Source organism: Serratia rhizosphaerae (assembly GCF_009817885.1).
Taxonomy (GTDB): domain Bacteria; phylum Pseudomonadota; class Gammaproteobacteria; order Enterobacterales; family Enterobacteriaceae; genus Serratia_B; species Serratia_B rhizosphaerae.
This window is the reverse complement of the sequence record NZ_CP041764.1, coordinates 4,273,885-4,293,707: the sequence shown is the minus strand read 5'-3', so window position 1 is coordinate 4,293,707 and position 19,823 is coordinate 4,273,885. Positions and strand designations below refer to the sequence as shown.

The 19,823-nt window shown below is 55.4% G+C and carries 24 protein-coding genes; 6 read left to right on the top strand and 18 right to left on the bottom strand.

Annotated elements, in window-relative coordinates; all coding sequences use genetic code 11:
* Positions 1-19: 19 nt before the first annotated feature.
* Both FO014_RS19880 and FO014_RS19875 read right to left on the bottom strand, forming a co-directional pair.
* Positions 20-502 carry an Hcp family type VI secretion system effector gene (locus tag FO014_RS19880; protein ID WP_160030774.1) on the bottom strand — a complete coding sequence of 161 codons (483 nt, stop codon included), beginning with the start codon at positions 500-502 and terminating at the stop codon, positions 20-22.
* Between the two features lie 259 nt (positions 503-761).
* Positions 762-1,772 (bottom strand): MBL fold metallo-hydrolase, encoded by a 1,011-nt coding sequence (locus FO014_RS19875; protein ID WP_160030773.1) that lies wholly within the window; start codon positions 1,770-1,772, stop codon positions 762-764.
* Positions 1,773-1,960: 188 nt separating this feature from the next.
* On the opposite strand from FO014_RS19875, the gene FO014_RS19870 reads away from it, so the two are divergent.
* Entirely contained in the window at positions 1,961-2,257 is a 297-nt protein-coding gene (locus tag FO014_RS19870) for a hypothetical protein (protein ID WP_160030772.1), read from the top strand.
* 38 nt (positions 2,258-2,295) lie between these two features.
* On the opposite strand, the gene FO014_RS19865 is transcribed toward FO014_RS19870, so the two are convergent.
* The 3 genes from FO014_RS19865 to FO014_RS19855 all read right to left on the bottom strand — a co-directional run bounded on the left by FO014_RS19865 (position 2,296) and on the right by FO014_RS19855 (position 4,470).
* Positions 2,296-3,684, bottom strand: a complete 1,389-nt coding sequence (locus FO014_RS19865) for an amino acid permease (protein ID WP_160030771.1) — start codon at positions 3,682-3,684, stop codon at positions 2,296-2,298.
* Between the two features lie 174 nt (positions 3,685-3,858).
* Positions 3,859-4,095: a DUF4060 family protein gene (locus FO014_RS19860; protein ID WP_126532153.1), complete on the bottom strand. Its 237-nt coding sequence runs from the start codon at positions 4,093-4,095 to the stop codon at positions 3,859-3,861.
* A gap of 60 nt (positions 4,096-4,155) precedes the next feature.
* Positions 4,156-4,470, bottom strand: coding sequence for a phage protein NinX family protein (locus tag FO014_RS19855; RefSeq protein ID WP_160030770.1), 315 nt, complete (start codon positions 4,468-4,470; stop codon positions 4,156-4,158).
* 162 nt (positions 4,471-4,632) lie between these two features.
* Between FO014_RS19855 and fos the strand changes: the two genes are divergently transcribed.
* A complete protein-coding gene (fos, locus tag FO014_RS19850; RefSeq protein WP_160030769.1) occupies positions 4,633-5,058 on the top strand; it encodes a fosfomycin resistance glutathione transferase in 426 nt (141 codons plus the stop codon).
* 58 nt (positions 5,059-5,116) lie between these two features.
* Here the strand turns inward: fos and FO014_RS19845 are convergent, their stop codons facing one another.
* Positions 5,117-5,389 carry a YebO family protein gene (locus tag FO014_RS19845; protein WP_160030768.1) on the bottom strand — a complete coding sequence of 91 codons (273 nt, stop codon included), beginning with the start codon at positions 5,387-5,389 and terminating at the stop codon, positions 5,117-5,119.
* A 91-nt stretch (positions 5,390-5,480) separates the two neighbouring features.
* Positions 5,481-5,624, bottom strand: a complete 144-nt coding sequence (gene mgrB / locus FO014_RS19840) for a PhoP/PhoQ regulatory lipoprotein MgrB (protein ID WP_160030767.1) — start codon at positions 5,622-5,624, stop codon at positions 5,481-5,483.
* Positions 5,625-5,800: 176 nt separating this feature from the next.
* On the opposite strand from mgrB, the gene FO014_RS19835 reads away from it, so the two are divergent.
* On the top strand, positions 5,801-6,034 hold the full coding sequence (locus FO014_RS19835) for a YobH family protein (RefSeq protein WP_160030766.1): 234 nt from the start codon (positions 5,801-5,803) through the stop codon (positions 6,032-6,034).
* A gap of 39 nt (positions 6,035-6,073) precedes the next feature.
* Here the strand turns inward: FO014_RS19835 and FO014_RS19830 are convergent, their stop codons facing one another.
* Positions 6,074-6,313, bottom strand: a complete 240-nt coding sequence (locus FO014_RS19830) for a DUF2766 family protein (protein WP_015672738.1) — start codon at positions 6,311-6,313, stop codon at positions 6,074-6,076.
* Between the two features lie 177 nt (positions 6,314-6,490).
* Here FO014_RS19830 and FO014_RS19825 point away from each other — a divergent pair, with 177 nt between their 5' ends.
* A complete protein-coding gene (locus FO014_RS19825) occupies positions 6,491-6,703 on the top strand; it encodes a YccJ family protein (RefSeq protein ID WP_054307266.1) in 213 nt (70 codons plus the stop codon).
* A gap of 425 nt (positions 6,704-7,128) precedes the next feature.
* Positions 7,129-7,515: a helix-turn-helix domain-containing protein gene (locus FO014_RS19820; protein ID WP_105231509.1), complete on the top strand. Its 387-nt coding sequence runs from the start codon at positions 7,129-7,131 to the stop codon at positions 7,513-7,515.
* Between the two features lie 848 nt (positions 7,516-8,363).
* Here the strand turns inward: FO014_RS19820 and FO014_RS23810 are convergent.
* The 3 genes from FO014_RS23810 to lysM all read right to left on the bottom strand — a co-directional run bounded on the left by FO014_RS23810 (position 8,364) and on the right by lysM (position 9,403).
* A complete protein-coding gene (locus tag FO014_RS23810; RefSeq protein ID WP_201282884.1) occupies positions 8,364-8,528 on the bottom strand; it encodes a hypothetical protein in 165 nt (54 codons plus the stop codon).
* Positions 8,529-8,552: 24 nt separating this feature from the next.
* Positions 8,553-8,711 carry a hypothetical protein gene (locus FO014_RS23805; protein WP_164722741.1) on the bottom strand — a complete coding sequence of 53 codons (159 nt, stop codon included), beginning with the start codon at positions 8,709-8,711 and terminating at the stop codon, positions 8,553-8,555.
* 245 nt (positions 8,712-8,956) lie between these two features.
* Positions 8,957-9,403, bottom strand: a complete 447-nt coding sequence (gene lysM / locus FO014_RS19815; protein WP_054307268.1) for a peptidoglycan-binding protein LysM — start codon at positions 9,401-9,403, stop codon at positions 8,957-8,959.
* A 257-nt stretch (positions 9,404-9,660) separates the two neighbouring features.
* Here lysM and FO014_RS19810 point away from each other — a divergent pair, with 257 nt between their 5' ends.
* Positions 9,661-9,852, top strand: a complete 192-nt coding sequence (locus tag FO014_RS19810; protein WP_160030765.1) for a YdfD/YebW family protein — start codon at positions 9,661-9,663, stop codon at positions 9,850-9,852.
* A 70-nt stretch (positions 9,853-9,922) separates the two neighbouring features.
* Here FO014_RS19810 and FO014_RS19805 read toward each other — a convergent pair whose 3' ends face one another.
* The 7 genes from FO014_RS19805 to FO014_RS19775 all read right to left on the bottom strand — a co-directional run bounded on the left by FO014_RS19805 (position 9,923) and on the right by FO014_RS19775 (position 19,763).
* Complete coding sequence (locus FO014_RS19805; protein ID WP_160030764.1) at positions 9,923-11,002, bottom strand: porin; 1,080 nt, start codon at positions 11,000-11,002, stop codon at positions 9,923-9,925.
* Between the two features lie 618 nt (positions 11,003-11,620).
* Positions 11,621-12,604: a succinylglutamate desuccinylase gene (gene astE, locus FO014_RS19800; RefSeq protein ID WP_160030763.1), complete on the bottom strand. Its 984-nt coding sequence runs from the start codon at positions 12,602-12,604 to the stop codon at positions 11,621-11,623.
* A gap of 34 nt (positions 12,605-12,638) precedes the next feature.
* On the bottom strand, positions 12,639-13,979 hold the full coding sequence (gene astB / locus FO014_RS19795; RefSeq protein ID WP_160030762.1) for an N-succinylarginine dihydrolase: 1,341 nt from the start codon (positions 13,977-13,979) through the stop codon (positions 12,639-12,641).
* 41 nt (positions 13,980-14,020) lie between these two features.
* Positions 14,021-15,493 carry a succinylglutamate-semialdehyde dehydrogenase gene (gene astD, locus FO014_RS19790; protein WP_160030761.1) on the bottom strand — a complete coding sequence of 491 codons (1,473 nt, stop codon included), beginning with the start codon at positions 15,491-15,493 and terminating at the stop codon, positions 14,021-14,023.
* The gene (gene astA, locus FO014_RS19785) at positions 15,493-16,527 is read right to left on the bottom strand and encodes an arginine N-succinyltransferase (RefSeq protein ID WP_105233402.1); all 1,035 of its coding nucleotides are present in this window, start codon (positions 16,525-16,527) and stop codon (positions 15,493-15,495) included. Before astA ends, astD begins: the two co-directional genes overlap by 1 nt.
* A gap of 52 nt (positions 16,528-16,579) precedes the next feature.
* Complete coding sequence (locus FO014_RS19780; protein WP_105231516.1) at positions 16,580-17,794, bottom strand: aspartate aminotransferase family protein; 1,215 nt, start codon at positions 17,792-17,794, stop codon at positions 16,580-16,582.
* Positions 17,795-18,344: 550 nt separating this feature from the next.
* Positions 18,345-19,763, bottom strand: a complete 1,419-nt coding sequence (locus tag FO014_RS19775) for an aminotransferase-like domain-containing protein (RefSeq protein WP_160030760.1) — start codon at positions 19,761-19,763, stop codon at positions 18,345-18,347.
* Positions 19,764-19,823: the final 60 nt, after the last annotated feature.

Here is a 19,823-nt window from a genome sequence, read left to right as displayed (position 1 = left end):
GCAGGCGCATACTGACGTTTTAACAGCTCTGATTCTCTTTGATGTTCCAGCCAGCGGAGACTTCCGCGCCTTTTCCGCCTTTATCTGTTTGCTCCCAGTATTTATGCAAAACCTTAGCCGCCTGGAATTTATAGATAACAGGAACGATCGATTGCCTCAGATCGCCTTCATAGCGGGCCTCCGTGACTAAAACGTCTTCCAGCGTCAAACGTAAATACTCAATGTTCTCGCCGCCGGCTTTATGGATAGCGAGTTCAACTTTGCTGATATGTTTACCGCTGGCGGCATACTGAAACAGCGTCGGCGTCGCCCTGTCGACATTGGTATAAATAACCAGATCGTCATAATGAACCTTACCCGCCCCGCCGCCGTTGCCGACGTGCATATTACCGGGTTGCGTGGCGCCCAGGTCAAAGCCGGAAACATCAATCCATCCCTTATGCCCTGAGTCTTGAGACTCACCGGAAACTCCATCCACCTTTAAAAACGCATTTGATGCCATTGCTCTCACCCATCCTTTTGGTTTGATTGAGGGCCAATCATAGATGAGGCATCCCCCTATCAAAAGAGAGGTTTCTGAATGGAATTCCGGCCTATGTTAAATATATTCTCGCCTCGCTTACGCGTCCGAATAACGGGTTATTCACAGCATGCCGCCGGCAATAACGGCTTCCCACCGAGAGCACAAACAACGCATTAATCATTCCGGCAACAGTTCGCCTGCGGTGAAGGTAACAAGCACAATGACAGTCGCCATACCGTCAGGGCAACGCGATCTGCGCGCCGATTTTAATCGGCCGGAAGCCGTCCGGTTCAACGCCGGCAGCCTGCAGCGCTTGCCTAAGCTGCTCAGGCGGTTCATCCAGTGACTCATCCGCCAGTTCAAAAACGCCCCAATGCATCGGAATGGCGCGCGGCGCGCCCAATTGCTGATACAGCGTCACCGATTGCTGGGGATCCATATGCTGCTCTTGCATAAACCAGCGCGGCGCATAGGCGCCAATCGGCAGCGCCGCCAGATTAAACGGCCCCAGTCGCTGGCCAATCTCCGCCAGGCGTTCGGAATAACCGCTGTCGCCGGAAAAATAAAAGCGCAGCGCCGGGTGGTGAATCACCCAGCCGCACCACAATGACCGGTTGCGGTCCCAGAGAGATCGCATGCTCCAGTGCCGCGCCGGCACGGCGTGCAGCGTCATATCCCCCAGCGTCAGGCTGTCCCACCAATCAAGTTCTTCGACCCGGGCAAAGCGATAACGGCGAAACCAGCGCTTCAGCCCCAGTGGCACCACCACGGTCGCCTGCGGAAAACGCTGCGCCAGTTGCCGGACGGTGCGCCGGTCAAGGTGGTCATAATGGTTGTGAGAGATCAGCAGCATATCCAGCGCCGGCAGTTGCTCCACCGACAGCGGCGGCGGCGTTTTGCGTTTCGGGCCGTAGAAACTCAGCGGCGACGCCCGCTGCGACAACGCCGGATCGATCAGGATATAACGCCCTGACAGACGCAGCAGCAACGCCGCATGTCCCAGCCACCAGACGCCGTCATGTGCGCCGCCGAGATCCGCCGGTTGCCACCACTGCTCAACAAAACGCCGGTAGCCGGCCTGCGGCGGCGACGGCAAACCGAGCCGCTTACGCTCGTCTTGCCAGCGGCGCAGATCCCCTTCACGCCGCTGCGATGGCTCCGGATTGCGGAACCCCTGCGGCGTATGATGCGCCTTGCCGGCGTCATAGTAGCGGTTGACCGCCCTTGCTCTGTTTACTGCTCGCTTCACGGCTGACTCCTGCAGTTAATATCCGCAGCGTTAACACGCCCCGGCGAAATAGCATACGGTGAGGCTGACCTTTTCGCCAATCCTGTTGTCTGAACCTGGGTAGGTTTTGCAGGGCCGCCAAGAGCCTGTTAAGTATCTCTTAAGAACTTTATGTTTTACTGTTCAGGACAATCAGAAAAGGAGAAGTTATGGGTCGTTCAACATCACGCCAATCACGCAGCCGCCTGGGGCGTATTCGCAGCGCGATGCGGGCGCAGGCACAGTATTGGAAAATGTACGCCGTCATGAAACTGCGTCGTCTGCGCGTTCCGACGCCACTGGTGCTGCTGACCGGCGCCATGATGAGCTTTTTTGTTCTGGGGCTGATGATGGCCAGCGTCGTGGCGATCGATATCATCACCACGCTGTTCCTGCTATGCAGAAAAGTGTTCGGTGCAGGCCGTCATCCGCAGGGCAAACGCACTATGCCCGCCGGCAGCCGCTAAATCGTTCGGGAGGCGCCTGCTGCGCCTCCCTTAAAGCTTTATGGCATGCGGCGCACGCCGTTTTTCTTGACGGTCGCTGCGCGACGACGCGTCAGCGTAAAGCCCAGCCACAGCACCCCTATCCAGACCGGCATCAGCAGTACGGAAATGCGGATACCGTCGGTGCAGTACATGATCAGCAAAATCATCGCCAGAAACGCCAGGCACAGATAGTTACCGAACGGATACCACAAAGCCTTGAAGTGCGGGATCACTCCCTGACGATTTTTTGCCGCACGGAATTTCAGGTGCGCCAGACAGATCATCACCCAGTTAATCACCAGCGTGGACACCACCAGCGCCATCAGTAATTCAAAGGCCTTGCCCGGCATAACGTAGTTAATCAGCACGCCGATCGAGGTCACCAGCGCCGACAGGCCAATCGACAGAATCGGCACGCCGCGCTTATTAACGCGCGTCAGCGCCTTTGGCGCATTGCCCTGCGTCGCCAGCCCGAACAGCATGCGGCTATTGGCGTATACTCCGCTGTTATACACCGACAGCGCCGCCGTCAGCACCACGACATTCAGCAGCGTCGCCACCAGGTTGCTGTCCAGCGCGTGGAAAATCATCACGAACGGGCTACCGCCCTCCACCACTTTCGCCCACGGATACAGCGACAGCAGCACGGTCAGTGAGCCGATATAAAAGATCAGAATACGGTATACCACCTGATTGGTGGCCTTGGGAATGCTGCGACGCGGGTCGGCGGCTTCTGCCGCAGTGATTCCCACCATCTCCAGACCGCCGAAGGAGAACATGATCACCGCCATCGCCATCACCAACCCTTCCACGCCGTGCGGGAAGAAACCGCCCTGCAGCCACAGGTTGTCAATGCCGGCCTCCGGGCCGCCGGTGCCGCTGGCCAGCAGGTAAGCGCCGAAGAAAATCATCCCCATAATGGCGACGACTTTAATAATGGCAAACCAGAATTCCGTTTCGCCATAAATACGCACGTTCACCAGATTGATAAGATTGATCAGCACGAAGAACACCGCGGCAGATACCCAGGTAGGGATCTCCGGCCACCAGTATTGAATATAGATGCCGACGGCGGTCAGTTCCGCCATTCCCACCAGGATAAACATCGCCCAGTAGTTCCAACCGGAAAGGAAGCCGGCAAACTCGCCCCAGTATTTATAGGCAAAATGGCTGAACGAGCCGGCAACCGGCTCTTCCACCACCATTTCGCCCAGCTGACGCATGATCAGAAAAGCGATAAAACCGCCGATGCCGTACCCGAGCAGCACCGACGGCCCGGCCATTTTAATGGTTTGCGCAATGCCGAGAAACAGGCCGGTGCCAATGGCGCCACCAAGGGCAATAAGTTGTATGTGTCTGTTTTTTAAGCCGCGTTTTAGCGGGGTATCCTGATGCTGACCGCCCATCTTATCCTCATATGGCTGATAACCCTGCCGCAATTGCGCAACGTTTAGCCCATCAATTATTGTATCTGCGGGCGGCTTTTTAACACTTAACCCCGAGTGCATCAAGGATTAGCGCCGGAAGCGTGTTGCTCCCGACGCTGCTTTTCACCCGGACAGAGATGACAAACAGTCTGTTCAGCCTACCAGGCTGCACAGTTTCGTCAGCGTGCGCGCGCCGATCATCAGCGTCGCGACATAGGATTGGCGACGCGTGACGACTTCAACCGCCACGCGATCGTTCTGATATTTGATAAGGTAGGTAGAAGGCCAGCCCTGACGGCGCTGGCCGAAACTTTCGGCATGACGGTCAATCGCCGCGTGGGCAATCACCAGATGGGACAGATTGGTATCACCTTTAATAATGCGTTTCATAAACAGCCTCCGCCACAGACAGATCCGTTGTCAGATTATGGAAAACATTAACATTGCGCGTTAGTAAGAGGCGTCACCCGGCTGTTGGCTCAGCAGAAAACAGATCATTGCCGCACGCAGCGGGCTGCTGCTGTCCGCCTGCCATTCACCGTGCGCGGTAGAGATACGCGCCTGCCACTGTGACGGGTCGCTGTGTTCGGCAGGATTCAGACTGATTTTATTGGCGCAGATAATCGGCCAGGCATCGGCGGGGTTTTTACAGTAGTCTTTACCTTTTACGCCGCCGTAAGGATACCATTTGTCCGGATTTTCTCCGGTAATCAATGCAATACTGCGGTTTACCTCGGCGTCACTTTCTTCGTACCATTTAATCATCGGCTTTATCCATCTTGCGTAGGGTTGGCGCTACATTACGATGGTAATACGACAGTTTTATGACAGACAGGATTTACATTACCTGTATTAATGAATTTTCCCGACGCCGAACCGTCAACGGCGATTTACGCCGTACTGATTAGCGCATCTCTGGAGAATAGTATGCTGACTGGACTGAATCACCTGACGCTGGCAGTTCGCGACATCGAACGCAGTTTTCACTTCTATGTACACACACTGGGGCTTACGCCCAAGGCGCGCTGGCGTCAGGGCGCCTACCTGACCGCCGGCGATCTTTGGCTGTGCCTGTCGCTGGACGACGCAACCGCCCCCTCGTCCGATTACACGCACTATGCTTTCAACGTCCCGCAGGCGGATTTTGCCGCCAACGTCGCACGTTTGCGTCAGGCCGGCATTTGCGAATGGAAAAGTAACCGCAGCGAAGGCGAATCGCTCTATTTCCTCGATCCTGACGGCCATCGGCTGGAGCTGCATGCCGGCGATCTGACCAGCCGTCTGGCGACCTGCCGCCAGCATCCCTATCAGGAGATGGTTTTTTTTGAGGGTGGTGAGAAGGCTGATGGTTAAAACTGAAACTGAGATAACCAACCGTGTCCTGCCGCCTTCTCACCAGAGATGACGCGCCTTAGCGCTCGGGAATAACATCGTTGAACTCCACCGCCGACCCGAAATCATCATCGTCAGCAGATACCGACTCACCGCGCGACTGGCGCGCTATCTGCTTCAGCAGCGCCGTTTGCTGCTGTTGCTGCTCGGCGATTTCCTGCAATAGACGAATCTGTTCGTTAGCCCGCACGCTGGCGCGGTTTACCAAAAACCACCCCCACAGTCCCAGCAACAGTGCGACCAGCACCATCCCCAAAGAGAGCAGCGATGGAGAAAACCCTGCATCAAACATATACAACCCTACCTACAGCTCAATATCGGCCACTATCTTACCACTCCCTCGCAGAACAAAAACATCCTTGTACGCACTGTTATATCGGGATTTACCAGGGAATAATCCGAGTTATCGAACAGATCCCTAACGCAAAGTTTCCACCTTGATCGCAATAGCTATCGAGGGCAAGCAGATAAAAAAACAGGCATGCCAGCACGGTCGCAACGATCAGCAGAATTTTGTTTCGCAACAAACTTAGCAGCCTCATTGTTACCTAGTTAACTTCTTGCAGTCTATCATAGGAAAGTTAAACGAAGTTTAACTCGCCGTTTAGATTTCCCGTCTGTCGAAACGAATTTAAGAATGTTACGGTTGCGTCCCGCCCTCCAACGTGGCTATATCGCAACAGCCTATTTACAAGGAGTGAGAATGAGTAAGTTAATCAAACTGGTGGTCGTGGTGGCCGTGCTGTACGGCGTGTTGCTGTTTTCCGGCTATGGGGTGCTGATCGGCAGTCAACAAAATGTCGGCGGGCTGGGGTTGCAGTGTAAATATCTCACGGCGCGCAATGTGGTGACCGCGCAATATTTACACGGTGACAACGGGGTTATCGGCATTTCCGATTGCCCGCTGTTCAAGAAAATTGAAACGGTGGTGGACTAAGCGCACCACCGACCGGCCGCTTGTTCAGGGCGGCCAGGTTTAATCCTGCTTAAACTTCAGCTCGATCAAGGCAACGGCTTTTTCAATTGCCCGCTTTGTCACCGGATCGGCGCCCGCCGGATGCGTTGAAAAATCGATGCTTTTCAGCTGGCCGGCCATCTTGTCACGCACCTCTGTCGGTGCAATCACATCAATGACATCCAGAATCTGCTTAATCACCAGCTGGCAGGCGACCAGATCGGAGGCGATTTCCTGATCGTGAGTTAACGCATTGGACATAATCATTTCCTCTTTAAACAAACGCCGCACAGAATATCATGCTGATTGCGGCTTTACCGCACCAAAGCCGCTTCAGCCTGAATTTTCAGTAAAACGGCGCATCCGGCATCAAAATCTGCCGCGTATTTGACCTATACTGGTAAGCATCATCAGCCAACATCACACAGGAGATGAGTTATGGCCAACCACAACGTGAAATCTTGGGCTACGTTGCGTGAAACTTCGGTCGAGATTGCCGAAGCGATTTTCGAACTGGCAGGGAATGATGAGGCGCTGGCGCAAAAAATCTGGGAGGAAGGCAGCGACAAAGCGCTGGAAATGGCCTTCGCCAGAACCGATGCCGACCAGCTGTATTGGGGTGAAGAAACGGTCGAACGTAAAAACGTCTGATAGCAAGACGCAAAAAGCCCGGGTTTCATACCCAGGCTTTTTAGCGGAGCGTCAGCGCCCTTTCCCGGACGCGGCCAAAAAGAGTCTCACTGTTTTTCACCTCCCGCACCTTCCGCTTTCTTCACTCTCACCGCCGGCACCGCCAAAAACACGGCCACGCCGACAATGACAACCAGAGTAATAATCATGGTCGCTAACATAGAATCACCCCATCAACGCTGCGTTGCACGGTGGACTTTCTGTCTGGTGCCTATGCGGCCGGGCTACCTGATACCAGCGCTGCAGGCTGTGAACCAGATTAGCGGTATTCGTTACCGGCTGACAAGCATTAGCGGTCAGATTATGTGATGCAGGCGCAGCGTTTTTTGTCGGCGACGGCAAGTTGTGTATACTTCGCTGTATGTCGATTCCACACAGATGCACTGATGATACAAGAACATCACCTCTCGCTGGTCTGCGCCCTGAGTCAGTGGGTTGAAACCCATCTTGGCCGTGTGATTCACCTTGAAGAGCTGGCGGAATACTCAGGCTACTCTCTGTGGCATATGCAAAAGCTGTTTAAAGAAGCGACCGGGATCTCATTAGGCAAATATATCCGCGAACGGCGGCTGGCGGGGGCGGTCTACCAATTACGCAGCAGCAACGCCTCAATTTTCGATATCGCACTGGATTTCGGCTTCGGCTCGCAATCGCACTTTACTTACATGTTCCGCAAGCGTTTCAATATTACGCCCTATGACTTTCGTCAGGATCTCAGCGTCGATTTGCATATCGATCCCCCGCTGCACGTTATCCATCAGAAAATGGCCTGAGCCTGGTTGGCAGGAAAGCGGCAGGCCAGCGGATTAATGAGAGCGACATCCGACCAGTTGATTATATTAAAATCTTTATCGATAATTAATAGGTATAAAAAAACCCGCCGTGGCGGGTTTTTTTCATCTTGCTTGCTGGTTTAATAAAACGCAGCTACGACCATAGCTGCAAGTGAGATCCAAAACACCGCCGTTGCAACAACAACATGGGATAATCTTGCACGATAGAGTATTTGGCTCATACTACCTCTCTTACTTCTTTCTGAAGGGCTGATAACCCGGGTCTTTCTAGGAAAGATCCTAGTTGTTTACGCCAGAGAATAACTTGCTTCAGATCACTATTTAGCTTAACAAGACTATTTATTAACAAACATGATTCATTGATCACAATAAATCAATAAAAAAACCGAAAAAAGAATAAGAGATGTAAATGATATTCATTGCCGTAATCACAACAGGCGGCATAACACCGGCCGACAGCGCCGTGAATCAACGTTTGGGTATATTAAGTTATATAAAAATAACTGTTATTAATAAGTAAGGGAACAGAGCGGGATAAGATCACAGGCGCCTCCGCCAGAAGAGTTGACGTTCCAGCGATAACGCCAACCCGGACAATACAGGACATACGGATAGTCGCGTTAAACATCTCACCACATTCAAATCAGCCATGGGCGGAACGCTTATTCCCGCATTTGTAATAGGGTTAACGGCGGCTCAATAATAATTGATGCGCTGCCGATATCGACACGCAACGAATAACCCCACTTTGAACGCGCCCATATTCTGTCTCCTGTCCAGAGACTCGGTCAGATTCTTTGCCGTTCAGCGGGTCATGTTAAGGAGAGCTATGGGGTTTTGATATAGCAGTCTTTGACATCCAATTTGTCATCAGCGTGTTTAAGATCGGAAAAATAGGTCATACCGAACAAAATGGATACCACCAGCAAAGCGGAAACCAGCAGCCCGATAATGGCAATCAGTTTGGTTTCGTTATGGAGTTCATGCTCCATTTTTTCTCCCGTTGTTAGAAATAATCACATCAGCCATAGCGTAGCCGCCAAAGTGAAAAAAATCAGTGCGCCCGATGCGATAAGCAGCACCAAAACGGCAAACTGCGCGTCACCCAAGGTGTCGCGGTAGGTTTTATCCTGCGGGGTATTACGCCGTTGTCTCACGAGTTCTGTCTTCAGCATTTTATTGTTTTGTTGAAGCGATGCCACAGTGTACAGGCTCAGGCTGTCGTTTACTCACCCGCTTCAAACCCCGAATCCCGCAGACGCTATCAACTTTGCCCCCCATGGTCAATAACCCTTGCCGGAGTGGATGGATACAGGCGCACAATATTCATATGTTTTATGAAAACCAGAAATAAATAAGTAAAACTAATTCATTACGGCCTAAAAAAGCCCGATCGGCGATCGGGCTTATCAATGCGTGATTACTGCGGAATACGCAGTACCTGACCCGGATAAATTTTGTCCGGGCTGGACAGCATCGGCTTATTGGCTTCAAAAATCTTGTTGTACTGGTTGGCATCGCCGTAGACCTCTTTCGAGATCGCACTCAGCGTATCGCCTTTCTTCACGGTATAGAACGTGCTTTCACCTGCTGATTGGGCGACGGTGATGTGATCTTCCACGCCGCTGATGCCGGCAACGTTGCCCACGGCAACCAGGATCTTCTCTTTCAGCTCCTGAGAAATACCGTCGCCGCTGACCACTGCCTTACCGTCAACCACCTTTACATCTACCTTGTCAGTATCCGGCAGGCCGCTCTTGTTAAGGTGTTCTTTCAGTTTAGCGCTCTGATCGGCCGCGTCTGCATTACCGGTCACTGTGTCCCACAGTTTTTCGCCTGCTTCTTTAACGAAGTTAAACAATCCCATATTCACTCCTGAGTTGAGAAAGAGATACTCCACCGCTGCCGCAGCAATACGGTAAGCACCACGTTCATTGCAATAAGACCCGTTAAGCTTAGCATCGTCGGATGGATTTTCAATAAAACCCAATGGATTAGGCGGTTAGAGTAATCTGAAATTGGCCATATAGATGATTAAAGCATCACTAGGGTTAATGATTAAGCAGAAGAACCGTGCCACAATAGTGGCAACCTCGCGAATAATGGCAGAGGAGGTACCGAACAATGTACGCCCTGGTAATGTTTGTCTGTTATCTGGACGGCGGCTGCACCGATATCATGGTGGATATCCTGCGTGACGAGCAGGAGTGCCTGGTGGCGATGAAAGAACAAAACCTGCGCCACGCCGGCTGCTATCCGGTAGAGGACTTTATTGACGGCTTCTGGCTGCCCGCCAATGAGTATGCCACGTTTTGACAGCATGCCGGGACTGCGCCAATACGCAGTCCCGCTGTTTATCTTTGCCTGACGAGCCGGAAACGCGGCCTCAGAAGTGATAGGTCAGGCTGACCGCCACGATATCATCGTTGCTGAGCTTCAGCTTGTTATCATCGCTCAGCTGGTTAATCTGATAATCCACATAGGCGTACATGTTTTTGTTGAAGTAGTAGGTCGCGCCAACATCAAAATATTTCACCAGATCGGCATCCCCTATTCCTTCTATATCCTTGCCTTTCGACTGCACATAGGCCAGTGACGGACGCAGGCCGTTCTCAAACTGGTACTGCGCCACCAGCTCAATGTTCTGTGTCTTGTTGGCAAAGCCCTGCTCACCGTTGACGCTGATTGGCGTCATATTACGGGTTTCAGCATACATCGCCGCCAGATACACCTGGTTGGCGTCATATTTTACCGCCGTCGTCCAGGCGCTGGCCTTGTCGCCCTCACCGATTTTCGCACGTTTCTGATCGCCGGTACGGTTAGAATCCGAGTAGGCCGCCGCAAAGCCGATGCCGCTGCCGCCGATATCCTGATAGTCCAGCGACAGGCCATAGCCGTCGCCGTTTTGCCGCTGCAGCTCGCGGCTTTCATTTTTGCCCTGATACTGCAGCGCAATGTTCAGTCCCTCAACCAGGCCAAAGAAATCGCGGTTGCGGTAAGTCGCCAGGCCGGTGGAACGGGCGGTCATAAAGTTGTCGGTATAGCTGTAGGAATCACCACCGAATTCCGGCAGCATATCGGTATAGGATTCCGCGTCGTACACCACGCCGTAGTTGCGGCCATAGTCAAAAGAGCCGTATTGGCCGAAGCGCAAACCGGCAAAGCCCAGGCGGGTTTTAGTACCGTTGCTGGCGTCGCTGCCCTCCGAGTTGTTTGCCTGGACATTGTATTCCCACTGGCCATACCCCGTCAGCCGATCGTTAATTTGCGTTTCACCTTTGAAACCGAAACGCACATAGGTCTTATCGCCGCCGCTTTCATCGTTATGAATAAAGTAGTGCTTGGCATTGACCCGACCGTAGAGATCCAGCTTATTCCCGTCTTTATTATAGATTTCTGCCGCATTGGCCAATGAGGACATTGCGCCCAGCGCAAGCGCCGCGCTTAATACACTGCGTTTCATCATTATTTTCCTGTTTATTTAGCTAAACCCTGCCCCTCACGCCCAATTTATACTTTGGGCTGTGATTGCTATCATTTAATATTTTATAAACGCCCCTAATAAGGGGCCATGTGACATTAGCATCATGAATCCTCACTGCAAATAAAAATTTGCGCAAAACAACGTGGATAAAGCATGGTTTAATGTAACCCTATGTTAACGAAAGGTTTTATTTAACGATATGATTTATAAATACTTTTGCACAATAAGTTATAACCAAAAAGGTGCGACGCACCTTTTTGGTGCATAAAAATGAGAGGTAGCGCAATTTACCGACAAACGCTATCGAAATGAAATTATTAGCGCGTTAATAAAAATCATTATTTAATTCACATTTTTTGCTTTTCTAATTCCGCGCGGTTCTTTAGCCAAAACTCGCATAATAGGAATCCCACCGACAACAGACGGAACAAAACAAATCCTGATGGACTATTTTAAAACTAATAAACTCCGGACTGATGGCATACATCACCATCGCCAAGTAATATCGGTCTATTGTTATAGATTTTGTCTATGACAAAAAATCATAAGGCCCGGAGCCGGGCCTTATTAATAAGAGAAACTATGCATCCGCACCGGCGGCTAAAATAGCGTACTGCGTTCAACCTCCGTCAGCAGCATACCGGCCCGTAACCCCAGCGCAACCTGCGGATTGGGGAACAAAATCCATTCTTTGGCATGTTGCACCCGATAGGCCTCACCGCTCTGCTCGCTAATCAGCCGGCCCTGCTCCAGCTCGGTAAAGTTGGCGGTATCATCGTTCAGGTGCAGCACAAAGTCCTGCTGGCGCTTGATCAGCGACTGCTCCACGCGGAAAACGCGGATCGCCGGCCCCTGACGCGGCGACGGCGCTTCGCCGCTGACCAGCCCCTGCAACGCACGGTTGATGGCGGCAAACTGCGCCAGATCGTTCTGTCCGAACGGACGCGCCTTGCCTAACTCCAGCGTACAGCTGGCCGCCGCCAAATGCTCGCTGGTAAAGTGGCTGAAGGTGCCGCCCGGCGCCCGGTGAACCACCAGCGCGTCCAGCTCTGCCGCATCCAGCCGGGCCAGCAGCTGCGGGTGATAACTACGCGTCTGGAACGGTAAAATGCCAAAGCGCGGCAGGCGTGATTCGCGGATGGCGGTATGCAGATCGTAATGGAAGCGCTCTGCCGTTTCATGCTGAAAAAAGTTCGTCGCCAACTGCTCCAGCTGCTGCGCGCGCGCCGTTTCGCCGCTGGCCGGAAAATCACGGTAGCGGCCGCCAAACATGCGGTTCATATCGGCATGCAGATAGCGCCGGTCGGCGCGCATTGCCGCCGGGTTGCCCAGCACCACCAACAAACGCACCGTCAATGTCCGCACGCCGCGTAAAACATCGCTGACCAGTTGGTTAAGCAGCTCAATCGGCGCGGTTTCATTGCCATGAATACCGGCGGAAAGCAGCACCGCCTGTTGGTAGCCCTGTTGCGGACAGATCTCCAGCAGCCCTTCCCCTAACCAGCGCCAGCGCAGCGTCGCCGTCTCCCCCTGCTGCGCCGCAGGCACTTCCCCCGCCAAGGTCATGGCCAATAGATCAAACATGCATCCTCCGTCGGTTTAAATATATTTATCTGGCTCACTGCTGGAACGGATAAATCGACCCTAATCCCATGATGGAGGTCAGCGCATCCAACGCCTCCCGCCCTTCGCGCAGCAGCTGCGGATCGGCCAGGTCGGCGGCCGTCAGGCGGTCGCGGTAATAGCGATCGACCCAGTCATTCAGCGCGACGAACAGTTGGTCGTTCATCATTACCCGCGGATTGACGGCGCGCAGCTCTTCCTCGTTCAGCGCCACCCGCAGCCGCAAACAGGCCGGGCCGCCGCCGTTGCGCATACTCTCGCGCAGCGCAAACACCTGAATCTGGTCGATCGGCCCTGCACCGGCCACCATATCATTCAGATAGCTCCACACGCCGGCGTGCTCCCGTGACTCTTCCGGCACCACAATCATCATTTTGCCGTCGGGCTTGGTCAGCAGCTGGCTGTTAAACAGGTAGGTTTCCACCGCGTCTGCGACGGAAACCCGCGCCGCCGGCACCTCAATCGTCATCAGTTCGCTGTCGACAGCGGCCATTTTGCGGCGCAGCTCGTCCAACGCCTGCTGTTGATGTAAAAACGCCTGCTGGTGATGGAACAACACCTGCTGATTACTGACCGCAATCACATCGTTATGGAACACGCCCTGATCGATGACCGCCGGGTTCTGTTGAATAAAGACCGTATGCTGCTCATCCAACTGGTGCAGACGGGCAATCGCCTCGCTGGCTTCACGCGTCTGACGCGCCGGGTAGCGTGTCGGTTCACATTCGCCGCCAAACTCCTGGCGGCCATAGACAAACACCTGCACCCCGCGCCGGTGGTAGTCGCTCCCCAGGCGGTTATGGTTAGCCGCGCCCTCATCGCCGAACAGCGCCACCTGCGGCAGCGGATCGTGATGAACAAAATGGCGCGCGTCGCTGAATATCGCCCGCAGCGCGGCGGACGTGGTTTCCGCCTCAATCGCACGGTGAAACTTATTATTCAGGTTGGCAGGGGTGAAATGCACTTTGCCATCGGCGCTGTCGGCCGACGGTGATACGGTGGCCGCATTGGCGGTCCACATCGACGAGGCTGAACCTACCGCCGACAGCAGACGCGGCGAAGTGCGCTGCGCCTGCGCCAGCACCGCTTCATCGCTGCCGCTGAATCCCAGACGCCGCAGCGTCGGTAAATGCGGACGCTCCTGCGGCGGCAGCACGCCCTGCTGAAAACCGAGATCGGCCAGCGCCTTCATTTTCAGCAGCCCCTGTTTGGCCGCCAGTTTGGGATTGGAAACGCTGTTCTGATGCTGCGTAGATGCCTCATTGCCAAACGACAGTCCGGCATAGTGGTGACTCAGCCCCACCAATCCGTCGAAATTGACTTCATATCCCGCCATACTGCTCTCCCAGGGCCGGCAATCAGCCGACCCTTTCGCGATTAATTAAAGGACACGCCAGGGGACAAACTGGCCGGCATCTGCAAGGTTTCGCTTTCCAACGACGCCATCGGCCAGGCGCAATAGTCCGCCGCGTAGTAAGCGCTGGGGCGATGGTTGCCCGACGCGCCAACCCCGCCGAACGGCGCGGCGCTGGATGCGCCGGTCAACGGTTTATTCCAGTTGACGATACCGGCGCGCGCTTCCAGCAGCAGTTGCTCAAACTGGGCGCGCTGCGGCGAGATCAGTCCCACCGACAGGCCGTAACGCGTCTGATTGGCGATGCGTAGCGCCTGGTCGAAGCCGTCATAGCGAATAATGGTGGTCAGCGGCCCGAAGTATTCTTCATCCGGCAACGCCGGCACTTCGCTGACATCAATGATTCCCGGGCTGAGCAGCGCGCTGCCGCTTTCCAGCCTCTGCATGGTCAGCAGCGCCTTGCCGCCGAGCGACAGCAGGTGGTGCTGCGCCGCCAGCATTTTCTCCGCCGCCGGCGAAGAGATCACCCCGCCCATAAACGGCTGCGGTTCGGCGTCCCAGCGGCCGATGCGCAGCGCGGCCGCTACCTGCACCAGACGCTCGACAAAGGCATCGCCCTGCGCGCCGCGTTTCACCAGAATACGCCGTGCGCAGGTGCAACGCTGTCCGGCGGAGATGAACGCCGACTGGATAGCCAGATTAACCGCAGCATCGCAATCGTCGATCTCTTCCACGATCAGCGCGTTATTGCCGCCCATTTCCAGCGCCAGAATTTTCTCCGGCTGCCCCGCCAGCTGACGATGCAGCTGGTAACCTGTGCCTGCGCTGCCGGTAAACAACAGGCCGTCAATCTGCGGGTTGGCCGCCAGCGCTTCGCCGGTTTCCCGCCCGCCCTGCACCAGGTTGATCACCCCGTCCGGCAGCCCGGCCTGCAGCCACAGCTTCAGCGTCACCTCCGCCGTTAACGGCGTCAGCTCGCTGGGCTTGAACACCACGCTGTTACCCGCCAGCAGCGCCGGAACAATATGGCCGTTAGGCAGATGCCCCGGGAAGTTGTAAGGGCCGAACACCGCCAACACTCCGTGCGGACGGTGACGCAGCGTCGCCGCGCCGTCGGCCATTTCGCTGCGGCTTTCACCGGTGCGGGCCTGGTAAGCCTGCAAGGAAATGCCCACCTTGCCGATCATCGCCTGTACTTCGGTCAGCGTTTCCCAGCGTGGTTTTCCGGTTTCACGACTGATGGTTTCCGCCAGCTGCGTCTTATGTTCTTCCAGCAGCGCGGCAAAGCGTTTCACCAGTTGATCACGTTCGGCAAACGGGGTACGCGCCCAGGCAGGAAACGCGTTGCGCGCCGCTTCGCAGGCGGCATCCACGTCGCCGGCATCGGCGCCGTTGGCCTGCCACAACGGTTGATTATCAACCGGGTCGGTTTTACTGAACGCCGCGCCATGCCCCGGCCGCCAGACGCCATTAATTAACAGTGCCGCATGTGACATTAAACTTTCTCCTGTGTAAAAAGGGCCACCACGCGCACCGGGCTGCCCTGCTCCACGCCGAGCGCCGCAGCGGTGGCGGCGTTCATGTGCAGACGGTCGTCATACAGATCGGCCGCGACCAGCAGCGCGCGATAGTGTTGATAGTTTTCGTTGGCCACCAGCAGCAGCGGCGCATCGGCGCGCATCGGCTTCTCATCCAGCACCACTTTTACCAGCCGGCTGTGTTTCACCGCGCGGATATCGTCGATTTCCGCTTCCAGCGTCGGGCCGCCGTCGAAGATATCGACATAGCCCTGATAGCGCAGGCCTTCGGCTTCCAGTAAACGGCGCGCCGGCACGGTGTGCGGATGCACTTCGCCAATCACCTGCTGCGCATCCTGCGACAAAAAATCAACGTATAGCGGGTGCTTCGGCATCAGCTCGGCGATAAACGCTTTCTGGCCGGTGCCGCTCAGATAGTCCGCCTCGGCGAACTCAATCGAAAAGAAGTGGCTGCCGACGTTTTCCCAAAACGGCGAACGGCCGTCTTCATCGGAAAAACCGCGCATTTCGGCAATCAGTTTGCGCGCGAAGCGCTCGCGGAAAGCGGCGATAAACAAGAAACGCACTTTAGACAATAATTTGCCGTTTTCACCGTGACGGTAGTCCGGATCGAGGAACAGCGTGCAGAGTTCGGAATGGCCGGTGTGGTCATTGCTGAGAAACAGCGTCGGCACCGTTTTGTAGACGCCCAGCGGCTTGGAGGCATGCACCTGTGAGCCAACCCGGAAGCTGTACCACGGCTCCGTCAGTCCCACTGCGACCTCAATGGCGCTGACGCCCACCACCTGCTGGCGCTCGCTGTCTTCCAGCACAAACAGATAGCACTGTTCGCCGGGGGGAAGTTCGCCTTGCCAGGTTTTCAGCGCCCGCTCAATGCGTGCCGACAAGGTATCTTCATTTTGCGGCAAAGAGGTGAGGCCAATACCGGATTTACCGGCCAGCGTCAGCAGATCTGACAAATCACGACGCTCAATGGGGCGAATAATCATCATAATGCGAACCTCTACGTCATTCGGCGGCGCCGCTGACGACGCCGCCGAGAAATTAGCTGCAAATACGTGCTACCGCTCGCGCAAAGCGCGCCAGTCCTTCGCGTACGTCCGCTTCCGGGATCACCAATGACGGCGTGAAGCGCACCACATTCGGCCCGGCGATCAGCGCGATCACCCCTTCTTCATTGGCATACTGGGTAATTTGTTTGGCTTTGCCGGCATAGTCCGGCTTCAGCACGCAGCCAATCAGCAGGCCGCCGCCGCGGATTTCAGAGAAAATCGGGTACTGCTGATTAATTTTATTCAGCTCCTCGATAAACCACAGATGGCGCTGCTTCACCCCGTTCAGCACTTCCGGCGTATTGATCAGCGAGAACACCGCACCGGCCACCGCCGTCGCCAGCGGGTTACCGCCGTAGGTGGTGCCGTGCGTGCCGACACCGAGGGTTGTCGCCAGCGCATCGGTGGTCAGCATCGCGCCGATCGGGAAGCCGCCGCCCAGCGCTTTGGCGGTGGTCAGCACATCCGGTACCACGCCGTACTGCGTATAGGCGTACAGATCGCCGGTGCGGCCCATACCGGTTTGCACCTCATCGAAAATCAGCAGCGCGTTGTGGCGATCGCACAGCTCGCGCAGCCCCTGCAGGAATTCACCGTCGGCCGGCAGCACGCCGCCTTCCCCCTGAATCGGCTCGACGATCACCGCGCAGGTGCGGTCGTTAATCATTTCCGCCGCCGCGGCCAGATCGTTATACGGCGTATGGGTGATGCCGCCCGGCAGCGGCGCAAAGTCCTGCGAATACTTCGGCTGTCCGCCGGCGGAAACGGTAAACAGCGTGCGGCCGTGGAAGGCATTGTTGAAGGCCACAATCTGGTTTTTCTCGGCGCCGAACTTATCCAGCGCATATTTGCGCGCCAGCTTCAGTGCCGCTTCGTTGGCTTCCGCGCCGGAGTTACAGAAAAAGACTTTGTCGGCGAAAGTGGCGTCAATCAGCATCTTCGCCAAGCGCAGCACCGGCTCGTTGGTATAACCGTTGCCCAGGTGCCACAGTTTGCCGGCCTGCTCCACCAGCGCAGCCTTCACCACCGGATGCGCATGCCCCAGCGCGTTCACCGCAATACCGCCGGCAAAGTCGATATACTCTTTACCCTGCTGATCCCAGACGCGGGAACCCTCGCCGCGCACCAGAATAAAATCGGCGGGAGCATAAACCGGGATCATCCAGTCGTCGAAAGACTGGCGGGTAACTGCGATTGGCTGTTCCATAGTGACCTCATGACGTAAGCGAAAAACAGATTTTTGAGCCGAAGGGCCGTTTCTGCGCGGTAAAGCGATACAACAATACAAAAAACCGCTCGGAATCTGATGGCGCCTGGCGATGATAATGCTCTCTTTCACCGGCGTTTGAGATACAAATCTGTTACATAAAGGCGGTTTTTTACTATATCTGTCGTGTAGCTCAGCCAGCAACGGGCCATTAATGTTAACGGACAGTTAAAATACATGCCGTTTGATAAAGAGTGTAGAGCAGTTCTCGTGCCAACAGCGGATTTGGGAGGTATTTCTCATTTTTTTTCGTTAAAACAATGGCTTATATTGCATACGTATGCATATTTTATGCATTTATACTGCATAAATGTAAAAACGCGGCCTGAAAACGCCACAGACAACGAAATACTATTCATTAGCAAAAAGTTTTGTTTTTTCTGATCGCGCTCGCAAAAAATAAGCGGCCTAACGAATGTCGGCCGCACAGTGATGCGCCATTACGGTGCACATGCCCTATTTTGCCCCAGCGATACGGCGGGAAATTCCCCTAGGATTCCGGCGACTGCTGGCGGATCAGCTCGCCGAGGGTGCGGATCGCCGCTTCCAGCCGGTCATTCCACTCAAACGAGGCGTTCAGGCGGAAACAGTGGTTGAAATGGTCGCCGGTCGTAAACATACGACCGGGCGCAATACTGATGCCCTGCGCCAGCGCCCGCTGGTACAGCGCCATCGCCGACAGGCCCGGCGCCAGCTCCAGCCATAAAAAATAGCCGCCGTCCGGCTGGCTGACGTTGACCGTCGGGGGAAAATAATGCGCAATCGCCTGACGCATCGCGCTTTGCCGCTGCGCCAGCAGGCGACGTAAACGCCGCAAATGCGTGTCATAACCGCCGTGTAGCAGGTAATCGGCGATCGCCATCTGCATCGGTACGCTGGCGGATACGGTGCTCATCAGCTGCAGACGCTGGATCTGTGCGGCCTGCCGGCCGGCGGCGACCCAACCGACGCGAAAACCCGGCGCCAGACACTTGGAGAAGGACGAGCAGTGCAGCACTAGACCGTCCGTGTCCAGCGCCTTGGCCGGCAGCGGCCGTTCAGCGCCGAAATAGAGCTCGCCGTAGACATCATCCTCAATCAGCGCGATTTGCCGCTGCCGCAGCAGCGCCACCAGCCGCTGTTTATTGGCCTCCGGCATCGTGGCGCCCTGCGGGTTCTGGAAATGGGTCATCAGCCAGCAGGCCTTGATCGGATACTGCGTCAGCGCCTGTTCCAACGGCTCCAGTTCAATACCGTGCTGCGGATGGGTGGGTATCGCCACCGCTTTCAGGCGCAGCCGCTCCAGCGCCTGCAGTGCGCCGTAAAAAGCCGGCGACTCAATGGCCACATAGTCGCCGGGCTGCGTGACCGCCTGCAGGCTAAGGCTGAGCGACTCCATCGCGCCGGCGGTAATGACAATTTCATCCGGCGCCACCTGCATGCCGCTTAACGCATAGCGCTGCGCAATATTGCGCCGCAGCGCATCATTGCCCGGCGGCAGGTTAACCAGCGAACTGTGCGGCGTGAACTTGCGCGCCACGCTGCTGAGCGCCCGCGCCAGTTTCGGCTGGGTAAACAGCGTCGCATCCGGAAACGCCGAACCAAACGGCACAATCTGCGGATCCTTGCAGGCCTGCAACACGTCGAAAATAAAGGCGTTGATATCCACCTGCTCGCTCAGCAGGAGCTTTTCGCCATGCGTCGCCTGCGGCAGCGGCTGCGGCCGGGCGGCCACGTAATAGCCGGACTGCGGGCGCGCCACGATCCAGCCCTGGCTTTCCAGCAGTTGGTAGGATTGCACCACCGTCATCAGGCTGAGTCCCGCACGCCTGCCGCTTTCCCGCAGCGACGGCAATTTATCGCCGGCGCGCCACACCCGGTTTTGGATCTGTTCGCGGATTTGCTGCGCCAATTGTTCATATCGTGTCATAAATGCGCCAAAAGAAACTGTTATAGGTAAAAGTAAAATAACTGTCACTATTATAGTCAA